The organism is Aquamicrobium defluvii (assembly GCF_004363725.1).
Classification (GTDB): domain Bacteria; phylum Pseudomonadota; class Alphaproteobacteria; order Rhizobiales; family Rhizobiaceae; genus Mesorhizobium; species Mesorhizobium defluvii.
Genome location: NZ_SNZF01000033.1, coordinates 1 through 12,447, shown reverse-complemented (window position 1 = coordinate 12,447; position 12,447 = coordinate 1). Strand labels below are relative to the sequence as shown.

The window sequence follows — 12,447 nt, the reverse complement described above, 5'->3', positions numbered from 1 at the left end:
GAAGCCCGCAACCCCCAAATGGGGTCCCTGCCACGTGTCCGGGAACACGTAATTCGCGTACGGTAGCGCTTTCAAAATTCGCAGGAAGCATGTAACGGTAAGCGCGCGAAATCATCGTTCGGGGGAAACGATGGGGGCAAACTACCAGGAAGCGCTCGGATCGCTGCTTGAGGCGGTGCAGGCTCCGGAGCAATGGTCGCAGGCTCTGCGATCCGTCGCATCCAGCTTCCACGCCGACCATGTGTTCGCCTATCTGGTGAGCCCCGACAACACCCAGCCCTATACGTCCTCCGGAAGCAGGGAAATCCTGGAAAAGGTCGTGGCCGACAACTGGCACGAGCGCAATCCACGCATGCTTCGTGGCCTGCAGCATGCGCGATCCGGGCCGGTCGGCGTACTGACCGACTGGCGCCTGTTTTCACCGGATGAAATCGCACACGAACCGTTCGAGCAGGAGTTCGCAATCAAGTTCGACTGCGTTCACTACGCCGGTTCGTTCATTCCCATCGATAACGATTCCTTCCTCGTTCTTAGCATGGAGCGCAGCAAACACCGCGGGGCCTTTCTGGGAAGCGAACTGGAAGACGTCGCGCGCTTCATCGAAATGACGAACACGGCCCTCAGCTATGCCATTCGTGCACAAAAGGCGGTGACAGCCAGCCTGATGGACTCGCTGGGCAGCGAAAAAGCAGCGTGGGCATGGCTCGACGGCTTCGCGCGGCCCTGCCACTACTCGGCCAGTTTCAATGCCATGGCTGGCCGCTTCTTCGGAAGCAGGAACGGGCGCCTTGCGCCTCTTTGCGGAGATATTGACAGGTTCGACTTTCTGGTTGCCATGGCCGCCGCCGGTGAGCAGATCAATGCGAATTTGATCGTCGCCAATCCGGCAAACCGGGCAGACACGGCTACGGTGAGGATCGTCCCGCTTCGAACCATCGCCCGCGACATGGCCGCGCGAAGCGATGTCCTCCTTTCGATCGAGGCCAATCCGATAGAGCGCCCCTCCATCGAAGCCATTCTGGTCCGCAATTTCGGACTGACGAAGGCCGAGGTCCGGCTTGCCCTGCTCATTTCGGAAGGAAAGACGCTGCGATCCGCGGCGGAAACGGAACGGATCACCTACGAGACGGCGCGGTCGCGGCTGAAGATAGTGTTCAACAAGCTTTCGGTCGGCAGGCAGGCCGATCTCATCCTGAAGGTGAGCGAACTCCTCAAAAGCTAGGCAGAAGCGGCGTCCACGATCCTGAACTGGGCGCTTCGGTTGCCGTTCCAGTAGTTCGAGGACAGCGAACCGGCCGCGTGGATGGTCGAGCCACGGCTTTTGAACAGGAAGTCGCCGAGCGCGGTGTCCGCCGCGCGAAAGGCGATGCCCTGGATGCTGCCTCCGCTTTCGGAACGCAGTTCCGCCCGGATGTGGTTGGCCCCGACCAGCCGCGCATCGGCCAGACGATGGCGTGGCAAAGCGAAGACCGGTGCGACATGGCCGGTTCCATAGGGGCCGGCCTTCTCAAGCGTATCGAGCAGTTGCAGCGTCACGCCCTCGGCCGCCAGCGCGCCGTCGATCAGCAGGCTTTCCTGGTCCTGAAGACGAAACACATCGGCGGCTGCGCGCTCCTCGAAGAAAGCGCGCAACGCGCCGAGCTTTTCCTTCTCGACGGTGATGCCGGCCGCCATGGCGTGGCCGCCGCCCTTGACCAGCAAGCCTGCTTCCACCGCCTCCCGCACCATGCGGCCAAGGTCGAAGCCGGGCACCGAACGGCCCGAACCCGTTCCCACACCGTTCGCATTGAAGGCGATGGCGAAAGCCGGGCGGCGCGCATGATCCTTCAGCCGTGAAGCCAGAAGACCGACAATGCCGGGATGCCACGAAGGGTTGGCGGTGACCAGCACCGCCGGCCCGTTGCCGCCGGCAAGCTCGGCATCCGCTTCGGCGCGCGCCTGCGCCAGCATTTCGGTTTCCATCGCCTGCCGTTCCTGATTGAGCCGGTCGAGGGTTTCGGCAATGGATTGCGCCTCCACCGGATCGTCGGTGGCCAGCAGGCGGCTGCCCAGCGCCGCATCGCCGATGCGGCCACCGGCGTTGATGCGCGGGCCGATGAGAAAGGCGAGATGGAACGCATTGATCGGCTCGCCGATGCGCGCCGCACGCGCAAGGGCCGCAAGCCCGACGTTGGACTGGCCGCGCATGACCTGCAACCCCTTGACCACGAAGGCCCGGTTGACCCCGATCAGCGGCACCACATCGCAGACCGTGGCCAGCGCCACCAGATCGAGCAGGCCGAGCAGGTCCGGCTGCCCGCTGCCCGGCATGCGGGCGCGCAGCAGTTTCGCGGTCTGCACCAGCGTCAGGAACACCACGCCCGCAGCGCACAGATGCCCCTGCCCCGACAGATCGTCCTCGCGGTTCGGATTGACCACCGCCGTATCCGCCGGCAGCGCGCCGCCGACCTGATGATGGTCGAGCACCACCACATCCGCGCCCGCCTCCCTTGCCGCCTCGATGGATGACGCGGAATTGGTGCCGCAGTCCACGGTGACGATCAGCGATGCGCCGCGCGCGACCAGCTCGCGCATTGCATCCGGATTGGGGCCGTAACCTTCGAAGATGCGGTCGGGAATGTAGATTTCCGACCCGACGCCGAAATGTGCGAGGAAGCGCTTGAGGAGAGCCGAGGAAGCGGCGCCGTCGACATCGTAGTCGCCGAAGATCGCCACCTTTTCCTTGCGTTTAACGGCATCGGCGATGCGGCTCGCTGCCCGTTCCATATCGGTCAGCGAAGCCGGGTCGGGCAGCAGATCACGGATGGTGGGGTCGAGGAAGCGCGCGGCATCCGCCGTCTGCACGCCACGTCCGGCCAGCACGCGCGCCACGATATCGGGCACGCCGTGACCCTGCGCGATCGCCAGAGCAATCATGTCCTGGCGGTCGCTCAGTCTGTGTTCCCAGAAAATGCCCGTAGCCGAACGGCGGACATCAAGGAAAAGACGCTTGTCGGCCATTATCGCTCACATGTCCTGAGTGAGACGCGATTACAGGCCGGCAGAATCGCCACCGTAATCAGAACTTGTCCAGATCCTGATGGCGCGCCTTGATCTCGCGCACGGTGCGCGACGACGAGCGCAGCACGATTGTGTGCGTGGTGATGAAGTTGCGTCCGAACTTCACGCCCGAAAGCATGTTGCCATCGGTCACGCCGGTTGCGGCGAACAGCACGTCTCCGCGCGCCATCTCGTCGGCGCGATAGACCTTGTTGGGATCGCTGACCCCCATGCGGGCCGCGCGCTCCACCTTCTCCGGCGTATCGAGGATGAGACGGCCCTGCATCTGGCCGCCGGTGCAGCGAAGTGCCGCCGCTGCCAGAACGCCCTCTGGCGCGCCGCCGATGCCCATATAGATGTCGATGCCGGTTTCTTCCGGGTCGGTGGTGTGGATGACGCCGGCCACGTCGCCGTCGCCGATCAGGCGGATGGCCGCCCCCGTGCCGCGCACGGCCTCGATCAGCCTGGCATGGCGCGGGCGGTCGAGGATGCAGGCGGTGACTTCGCCAACCGGCACGCCCTTGGCCTTGGCGAGACGGGCGATGTTCTCGGCCGGAGGTGCATCGATGTCGATGACGTCAGCGGCATAGCCGGGGCCGATGGCGATCTTGTCCATGTAAACGTCCGGCGCATTGAGGAGGCTGCCCTTCTCGGCCAGCGCCACAACGGCCAGCGCGTTGGGCAGGTTCTTGGCGCAGATGGTGGTGCCTTCCAGCGGATCGAGCGCGATGTCCACTTCCGGCCCCTTGCCGGTTCCGACCTCCTCGCCGATGTAGAGCATCGGCGCCTCGTCGCGCTCGCCCTCGCCGATCACCACCGTGCCCTTGATGGCCAGACGGTTCAGCTCGGTGCGCATGGCGTCGACCGCAACCTGATCGGCGGCCTTCTCGTCGCCACGCCCGCGCAGACGGGCGGCTGCCACCGCCGCGCGCTCCGTGACGCGCACCAGTTCCATGGTCAGAACCCGGTCGAGGCCCGCGCCGATCTTGTCTGCCGCATTCATGATCTTGCTCAATCCCTTTTGCCGTGCTCCGCCATGGAGCTTTGCCTGTGTTTTGTCAAAGGCGCGCGACAACGGCAAGCCCTGCCACGCTTCTCAACGAAAAATCAACGATATCAATCGATTGAAAGCAGGTTATCCGGCTCGTTCGATACGGATAACCTGAGGCTTGTCGACCAGGTGGCCGTCCTGCGTAATGCCTTCAACCGCCTTGCGGACCGCCGCTTCCGTCGTCTCATGGGTCACGAGGATCACGGTCTTCTGTGTTTCGGGATTGGCTCCGTTGGCGTGCTGGACGATGGACTCCAGCGAAATCTCGTTTTCGGCCATACGTCCGGCGACCGCTGCGAAAACCCCGACACGATCATGGACGGTGAGGCGGATGAAGTAACCGCCGGCATGCGAGCGCATGCGCGCCTTCCGGTAAGGCTGCAATTCCTTCGCGGGCCGGCCGAAGACCGGGCCATGCTGGAAGCCCGGACGGCTCTTGGCTATATCGGCGATGTCGCCGACAACGGCGGAAGCCGTTGCGTTGCCGCCGGCGCCGGGGCCGGAAAGTAGAAGCTCGCCCAGAATGTCCGTCTCGATCGCAACGGCGTTGGTGACGCCGTGAACCTGCGCGATGACGGACGCCGTCGGCACCATGGTCGGGTGCACACGCTGCTCGATGCCGCTTTCCGTGCGCAGGGCGACGCCCAGCAGCTTGATTCGGTAGCCAAGTTCGCTCGCAGCCCGGATATCCGCCTGGGTGATGTTCGATATGCCCTCCAGATAGATGTCGCCGGCCGCGATGCGGTTGCCGAAGGCAAGGCTCGTCAGGATGGAAAGCTTGTGGGCGGTGTCGTTGCCCTCGATGTCGAAGGTCGGATCGGCCTCGGCGTAGCCCAGTCGCTGCGCATCCTTCAGGCAATCCTCGAAAGAGAGGCCCTCGGCTTCCATACGGGTGAGGATATAGTTGCAGGTGCCGTTGAGGATGCCGAAAACGCGGCTCACAGTGTTGCCGGCCATGGCCTCGCGCATCGTCTTGATGACGGGGATGCCGCCGGCCACCGCGGCCTCGTAATTGAGCAGGATGCCTTTCCCTTCCGCGATCTCGGCCAGTTCCACCCCATGACGGGCAAGCAGCGCCTTGTTGGCCGTGACCACATGCCGGCCGGCTTCGAGCGCGGCCGTCACGCTGGCGCGCGCGGGTCCTTCCTCGCCGCCGATCAGTTCGACGAACACGTCGATATCGGCGCTGCGGGCGAGTTCCACCGGATCGGCGAACCATTTTGCGGAGGAAAGGTCGACGCCGCGGTCGCGGGTCGCGTCGCGCGCCGAAACGGCAGTCACGATAATCTCACGACCGCACTGGCGGGTGAGTTCGGCGGCCTTTTCCACCAGAACCCGTGCGACCGAAGCACCGACAGTGCCAAGGCCGGCTATTCCAACGCGCAATGCTTCAGCCATGAGAGGCCCAGTCCCTTCTTCGGATTTGATAAAATGCGACCGGAATCTCAGCCTCTGGCCGAGAGCGGAACCACATTGTGGGATCGCGCCACATCGGAGGAGAAGAAGCGCTTGATGTTGCGCGCCGCCTGCCGGATGCGATGCTCGTTTTCGACCAGAGCGACACGCACATAGCCATCGCCATGCTCGCCAAAGCCGACGCCCGGCGCAACCGCCACATCGGCATGTTCGATCAGCAGCTTGGAGAACTCCAGCGAGCCGAGATGACGGAACTGTTCCGGTATCGGCGCCCAGGCGAACATGGACGCAGCCGGCGCGGGAATGGCCCAGCCGGCACGCGTGAAGGCGTCCACCATCACGTCGCGGCGCTTGTGGTAGACTTCGCGCACCTCGGCAATGTCGGAGCCGTCGCCGTTCAGGGCTGCCGTCGCCGCCACCTGAATTGGCGTGAAGGCGCCGTAGTCGAGATAGGATTTAACCCGCGTCAGCGCCGCGATCAGACGTTCGTTGCCGACCGCGAAGCCCATGCGCCAGCCGGGCATGGAAAACGTCTTCGACATGGAGGTGAATTCGACGGTGCAATCCATAGCGCCCGGAACTTCGAGCACCGACGGCGGCGGGTTGCCGTCGAAATAGATTTCCGAATAGGCGAGATCGGAGAGGATGATAAGGTCGTTCTTCTTCGCGAAGGCGACCACATCCTTATAGAAGTCGAGCGAGGCGACCAGCGCCGTAGGGTTCGACGGGTAGTTGAGGATCAGGGCCAGCGGCTTCGGGATCGAGTGACGCACGCCACGCTCCAGAGCCGGGATGAAGCCGTCATCCGGCTCGACCTGCATGGAGCGGATGACACCGCCGGACATGATGAAGCCGAAGGCGTGGATCGGATAGGTCGGATCGGGACACAGCACCACATCGCCCGGCGCGGTGATGGCCTGCGCCATGTTGGCGAAGCCTTCCTTGGAGCCGAGCGTGGCGACCACCTGCGTGTCGGGGTCGAGCTTCACACCGAAGCGGCGCCCATAATAATTGGCCTGAGCCCTGCGCAGGCCGGGAATGCCGCGCGAGGAGGAATAGCGATGGGTGCGCGGGTCGCGCACAACCTCACAGAGCTTGTCGACGATAGCCTTCGGCGTCGGCAGATCCGGATTGCCCATGCCAAGGTCGATGATGTCCGCGCCTCGCGCGCGGGCGGCTGCCTTCAGACGGTTGACCTGCTCGAACACATAAGGCGGAAGGCGGCGAACTTTGTGAAACTCTTCCATGACAAGTCCAGCGATCGGAAACCGTAAAAAATCAGGTGGCGCGGTATAACTCTATTTGCAGGTCGGGTCGAGGGCGGTATCGCACTTGCCTTCGATCTCCCTGAGCGTATCACTGCCGTGGCTTGCCGCCAGCTTGCGCAAGGCTGCGCTGTCATTGCGGGCGCCGGCCGCGCGTCCCGGATTGCGGGCTGCCTTTCGCTCGGCCTCAAGTGCAGCGAGCTTTGCCTTTGCCTCGTCATCAGTGAATTGCGGCGCGGCCTGTCCGGGCCGGATGTTGAGGTTGGGATAGCTGCCGGTGTCGCGTGGTCCGACCACGTTCGCGCCCGATGCATGGATCGCGGATGACCCGGCGCTGCCAGAAGGAGAGCTGGTACAACCCGACAGCATGGCCAGACCTGCCGCGGCCGCAATGAAGAGCGAAAATTTCCCGCTTGTAACTGACGCTTTTTCAATACCAGCTGTCATCGTGAATCCGTGTAATCCGGGATAGACCATGTTGGACCCTATCCGCTCTCTCATGTTATCATGTCAACCACAGGGCCAGGGAGGAATTGCGCGAACCATGTCCGAAAACGCGGGCCAAGGCAAAGGCGAAAATGACAGCCGCTCCTCCATCGAACAGTATCTGGTGAAGGACCCGGAGCTTTTCGCACTCAATCTCGCCCGCATGATCGAGCAGGCCGGCAAAGCTGCTTCCGCATGGGTGCAGCCGCGCGAACAAGGCCAAGTGCGCGATCACATGGCCGAACCGATGGCCGACATGGTCAAGACGTTCTCCCGGCTTACCGAATACTGGCTGTCCGATCCCCAGCGCGCGGTGGAAGCGCAGACGCGCCTCTTCGCCGGCTATATGGATGTGTGGATGCGCACCATCCAGCGCCTCAACGCATCGCCCGAGGCCGCGCCGGTCGAGGACGCCGTCAAGCCCGAGCGCGGTGACAAGCGCTTCCAGGACCCGGAATGGGGCCGCAACGCCTTCTTCGACTTCCTCAGGCAGACCTATCTGGTGACATCGAAATGGGCTGCCGATCTCGTGGAGCAGACCGAGGGCCTGGACGAGCACACGAGGCAGAAAGCCAATTTCTACGTGAAGCAGGTCTCGGCGGCGATGTCGCCATCGAATTTCCTCTTCACCAATCCCGAGCTGTTCCGCGAAACCATGGCCTCGCACGGCGAAAATCTGGTGCGCGGCATGAAGATGCTGGCAGAGGATATCGCGGCCGGCAAAGGCGACCTGAAGCTCAGGCAGGTGGACTACACCCGTTTCTCCATCGGCGAGAACATAGCCGTGACCCCCGGAAAAGTGGTTGGCCGCTCCGATGTGGCCGAAATCATCCAGTATTCGCCATCCACCGAAAAGGTGCTCAAGCGACCGCTGCTGATCTGCCCGCCATGGATCAACAAGTTCTACATCCTCGACCTGAACCCGGAAAAATCCTTCATTCGCTGGGCCACCGAACAGGGGCATTCCGTCTTCGTCATCTCCTGGGTGAATCCGGACGAGCGCCACGGCGCGAAGAACTGGGAGGCTTACATACGCGAAGGCCTGCAATACGGCCTCGACATCGTCGAGAAAGCGACCGGCGAGCGCGAGGTGAACGCCATCGGCTACTGCGTCGGCGGAACGCTGCTTGCCGCCGCTCTGGCGCTGATGGCGCAGGAGGGCGACAACCGGGTGCGCTCCGTCACATTCTTCACCACGCAGGTCGACTTCACCCATGCGGGCGACCTGAAGGTGTTCGTGGACGAGGACCAGATCCGCGCCCTGGAACACGCCATGCAGGACAAGGGCTATCTGGACGGAACGCGCATGGCGACCGCCTTCAACATGCTGCGCTCGGGCGACCTCATATGGCCCTATGTCGTCAACAACTACATGCGCGGCAAGGACCCGATGCCGTTCGACCTGCTCTACTGGAATGCCGATTCCACACGCATGACCGCGGCAAACCACTCCTTCTATCTGCGCAACTGCTATCTGGAGAACAACCTGTCTTCCGGCCGGATGGAACTGGCGGGGCGCACCATATCGCTGGCCGACATCAGCATCCCGGTCTACAACCTCGCCGCGAAGGAAGACCACATCGCCCCTGCCCGCTCCGTGTTCACGGGTTGCAGGTTCTTTGGCGGAGATGTGGAATATGTGATGGCCGGCTCCGGTCATATCGCCGGCGTGATCAACCCGCCACATCTCAACAAGTACCAGTTCTGGACGGGCGGAAAACCTGACGGCGAATTCGACAAATGGTTCGCCACGGCCACCGAAACGCCCGGCTCATGGTGGCCGCACTGGCAAAAATGGATCGAAAGCCGCGACGACAGGCGCGTCGATGCCCGCATTCCCGGCCAGGAGATTCAGCCTCTGGGTGAAGCGCCCGGCACGTATGTACGTGTGCGTGTGTAACAATCTGTAATGTCTGGTGAGTTGACGGAGCGCGCGAAGCGGGTGAAATGGCTTCGTCAACTGTCTGGTAATCTTATTCTGTCGATAGTCGCTGAATTCACAGCAAGGTTGCCGATTTGACACAGGTCCCGTTTGCGAACCGGGGGACACGATCAAGTCGATGCTGACGTCACAACGCCTGCGTCGATGCGATATCGGACGGAATGCAAGGGAGTTTTGTTTTGAAATCAGCAGGATCGCGCCTCGCAAAAGGTGAATGCCGACTTATTGCGGCTGCTCTCCTGTCCGTCCTTCTCGCTTCCTGCTCCTCGACCGGCGACCCGGCGCTTTCCGTTGGCATGCCCGGCTACAATGCCGCGGAGTTCTCATCGGCTTCGGCGACCAGCCCCGCGCTCGCCAGCGAATCGGCATATCCCGTATCCAGCGAGCCTCAGCAGCTTATGAGCGCTGAAGGCGATACCAGCCTGCCGGATCAGGTCGCCTTCATGCCGGCCGCGAAACCCGGCACATCACTGGCTGCCCTCGCTGCAGTCGATGATGAAGCCTCTCACTCGTTGCAGGCGCAGGCTGCGGCTCTGGCTCAGGCTTCCCAGCCGCAGGATGGCCAGCAGGCTGCCGCCCCGGCGCCGGATGCGGAACAGGTCGCTGCCACCGCTCAGGTTGCGGCCGCCCAGCAACCGGCGCAACAGCCAGCAGAATTTTATGTGACAGCCAAGGAGACTGCGCCACAGGCCGAAACCCCGAAGAAGAAGGGCTTCCTGGCATCCTTCTTCGGCGGCGGAGCGCCGGCCAGCTCGGGCAAGGCGCAGGTCAAACCCGTCGTTCAGCAGGCAAAAGCCGCCGCGAAGCCGGTGGTGACGCTGGCATCCGCGGAGCCGGCCAAGCCGATCGTGGCATCGGCCAATGTCGACCGGAGCAATTTTTCCAGCGATGCGCTTCCCGGTGTGCGCCAGAACGCTCTTTTCGAGATCAAGCGCAAATCCGGGATCGATGACGACAGCGACGTCGATATCAACGAGGACGAAGGCTTCGGCGCCTATCAGGTTGCCTCGGCCGCCGGCCTGGCTCGCCTCGCGCCTAACGGTCTGCTGAAGCAGACCGAGAGCGTCGACGTCGCCTGCCTCAAGCCTTCGCTGGTTCGCGTGCTCAAGACCATCGAGAACCATTACGGCAAGAAGCTGATCGTGACCTCCGGCTACCGCGACCCTGCCCGCAACCAGCGCGCGCGCGGCGCCAAGAACTCGCTGCACATGTATTGCGCCGCCGCCGACGTGCAGGTTCCGGGCGTCAGCAAATGGGAATTGGCCACCTATCTGCGCTCCATGCCGGGGCGCGGTGGCGTTGGCACCTACTGCCACACCGATTCGGTTCATGTGGACGTCGGGCCGGAGCGCGACTGGAACTGGCGCTGCCGTCGCCGCAAATAGGCCCGGAACAAGGGTTTTCCCCAGCCGGAACGACCGATCCGACACCGGTGAAAAACATTTCGGGAAAAAAGTTGCTGCAGTGCGGATTGATGGGTTGCCCGTTTCGAACAACCCAACTATATACCGCCCTCATCTGAGCGCGCCCATCGTCTAGCGGTCAGGACGCCGCCCTTTCACGGCGGAAACAGGGGTTCGATTCCCCTTGGGCGTACCACTCCCGAACAATAGAGAGAACCGCAGGCGGATTGGTCTTCAATCCTTGTGATGCGGCTTTTGCCAGCACCCTGCGCGAGCCCCTGATGCGGATTTCCTTGTCCCGGACGGTAACCTCGGTCATGACCAGCCGGGCATAGGCCTGTTTGAGCTCGGGCAAGCCGTTGTTGAGCTTGTGACTGAGCAGCGAGGCGAACTTTTCGATCTTCTGCGGCGTAATGGTTGGTGCGCCATCGGCGATGCGCCTGTTCATGTCGGCAATGTCGGCGGCGAGTTCGTCACGGTGCAGCTTCAGGCCAATCAGCCGCTCCCTCATGCTGGGCTCATCGGCATCCATGAGCCCCTTTTCGACCAGCGTGAGCAGGCGCGTGATGGCCGCTTCGGTTTCCTTGTGATCCTGCCGCATGCGGTTGATCCGCTCAGGTTGCCGATCGAAGCGTTCGCTGTCTGATCTGACATAGGCGTCGAGAAGCTGGTGGGGTGGTCGGGCTTGAGCAGCTGCCCGGTGACTTCCTCGGTAAAGATGTTATCGAGCCGATCCATGCGGATGCGCAGTCCCGCGCAAGCCATTGCGCCCTCGCGCATCTTTTGGGCGCAGCGGTAATAGCGATAGGTGCCGCCCTTGCCTGTGTTGAGCACGAGACCGGCACTGCAATGGCCACAGCGGGCGACGCCGGCAAGGAGCGTGGGTCCGTTGACGATGCATGGAGCGACACGCTTCGGGTTACGGCTCTGGAGCAGGCCCTGCACAGAGTTGAAGGTCCGCTCATCAATGATTGCTGGCACCTCGAACTCGATCCATTCGGACGGTGAGGTCCCCCGCCACTGTCCTGGCCGAGGTCTTGGGTCACCGAGACAAGTTCGACGCCAGCCTTGCGCAATCGGCGAATGTAAAATTCAGAATGCAGACTGTAGCGACTGAAGCGGGACAGCGAATGAACGACGACAAAGTCGAGGGGACGCTCGGCTCGCATGGCTTTGCAGATCATTTCCTGAAACGCGGGCCGGTCGTCATCAAAGGCTGATGCGCCGGGCTCTGTAAAGGTTTCCACCACCTCCCAGCCGCGCTGCTCGCAGTAGCGACGGCATTGAGCAACCTGGTCAGATAGTGAAAGATCAGCCTCGGCCTGACAGGTCGTGCTTACACGAACGTAGATGGCTGGGGTCATCATTTCGCTTCACCTTTCCTGATCCTCGCCATGGAGGATTGCCCTGATCTCGTCGGAAAGGAAGGCGCGCAGCAGGGCGATTTCCTCGCTGGTAACGGGAAGATTATCGGGCAAATCGAGGTGAACGACATAGCCGTCTGGCGTGCGACAGCCTTGAGATGCGTTCGCATAGCTATGCGGTTCGGCGCGGAATGTTTCATCCCACGTCCTCCTCTTACCGCCTTCATGTGCAAAACCATGCTCCATTTCCAATTGTCTACGCCCTGATGGAGCGCGCAACCAGATGAGGGCGAGGCTGGTGGTATGACTACGCAACCGGAACGAGGATGAGCGATTACACAACCCAAGCCGCTGAGGCAGGAATAAAGCGGCTGAGACGACAGGCTAGCAACTGTGTCTAGGCGGCTTTGCCTGTCTGCCATGGCGTAGCGGTTTTGAGGACGGCGTTTGCGGTTACGACCAGCCTGCGTGCGCCTGCAAT

9 protein-coding genes, 1 tRNA gene and 2 pseudogenes are annotated in these 12,447 nt (G+C 62.6%); 5 read left to right on the top strand and 7 right to left on the bottom strand.

Translation table 11 applies throughout. From position 1 onward, the window contains the following. Positions 1–130: 130 nt before the first annotated feature. Positions 131–1,222 (top strand): helix-turn-helix transcriptional regulator, encoded by a 1,092-nt coding sequence (locus tag DES43_RS18840; protein ID WP_051520812.1) that lies wholly within the window; start codon positions 131–133, stop codon positions 1,220–1,222. Here the strand turns inward: DES43_RS18840 and recJ are convergent. The 5 genes from recJ to DES43_RS18815 all read right to left on the bottom strand — a co-directional run bounded on the left by recJ (position 1,219) and on the right by DES43_RS18815 (position 7,248). After that, a complete protein-coding gene (gene recJ / locus DES43_RS18835) occupies positions 1,219–3,000 on the bottom strand; it encodes a single-stranded-DNA-specific exonuclease RecJ (RefSeq protein WP_198027574.1) in 1,782 nt (593 codons plus the stop codon). The two genes, DES43_RS18840 and recJ, sit on opposite strands and share 4 nt — an antisense overlap. A gap of 58 nt (positions 3,001–3,058) precedes the next feature. Next, entirely contained in the window at positions 3,059–4,042 is a 984-nt protein-coding gene (gene glpX / locus DES43_RS18830; RefSeq protein ID WP_035032623.1) for a class II fructose-bisphosphatase, read from the bottom strand. A gap of 132 nt (positions 4,043–4,174) precedes the next feature. After that, positions 4,175–5,488, bottom strand: coding sequence for a homoserine dehydrogenase (locus DES43_RS18825; RefSeq protein ID WP_035032471.1), 1,314 nt, complete (start codon positions 5,486–5,488; stop codon positions 4,175–4,177). 47 nt (positions 5,489–5,535) lie between these two features. Continuing rightward, positions 5,536–6,753 carry an LL-diaminopimelate aminotransferase gene (locus tag DES43_RS18820; RefSeq protein WP_035032468.1) on the bottom strand — a complete coding sequence of 406 codons (1,218 nt, stop codon included), beginning with the start codon at positions 6,751–6,753 and terminating at the stop codon, positions 5,536–5,538. A gap of 51 nt (positions 6,754–6,804) precedes the next feature. Next, positions 6,805–7,248 (bottom strand): hypothetical protein, encoded by a 444-nt coding sequence (locus DES43_RS18815; protein WP_245264792.1) that lies wholly within the window; start codon positions 7,246–7,248, stop codon positions 6,805–6,807. Positions 7,249–7,315: 67 nt separating this feature from the next. Between DES43_RS18815 and DES43_RS18810 the strand changes: the two genes are divergently transcribed. The 4 genes from DES43_RS18810 to DES43_RS23050 all read left to right on the top strand — a co-directional run bounded on the left by DES43_RS18810 (position 7,316) and on the right by DES43_RS23050 (position 11,248). Next, a complete protein-coding gene (locus DES43_RS18810; protein ID WP_035032465.1) occupies positions 7,316–9,157 on the top strand; it encodes a PHA/PHB synthase family protein in 1,842 nt (613 codons plus the stop codon). Between the two features lie 203 nt (positions 9,158–9,360). Then, positions 9,361–10,584 (top strand): YcbK family protein, encoded by a 1,224-nt coding sequence (locus DES43_RS18805; protein ID WP_035032463.1) that lies wholly within the window; start codon positions 9,361–9,363, stop codon positions 10,582–10,584. A 139-nt stretch (positions 10,585–10,723) separates the two neighbouring features. Continuing rightward, positions 10,724–10,798: transfer RNA gene (locus DES43_RS18800), tRNA-Glu, on the top strand. Between the two features lie 174 nt (positions 10,799–10,972). Next, positions 10,973–11,248, top strand: a complete 276-nt coding sequence (locus DES43_RS23050) for a hypothetical protein (protein ID WP_035032460.1) — start codon at positions 10,973–10,975, stop codon at positions 11,246–11,248. A 116-nt stretch (positions 11,249–11,364) separates the two neighbouring features. On the opposite strand, the pseudogene DES43_RS23415 reads toward DES43_RS23050, so the two are convergent. Next, positions 11,365–11,436: pseudogene (locus tag DES43_RS23415) on the bottom strand (hypothetical protein); the annotation flags it as partial. Positions 11,437–11,684: 248 nt separating this feature from the next. Then, a pseudogene (locus DES43_RS23410) lies at positions 11,685–11,966 on the bottom strand (recombinase family protein); the annotation flags it as partial. Between the last annotated feature and the right edge of the window lie 481 nt (positions 11,967–12,447).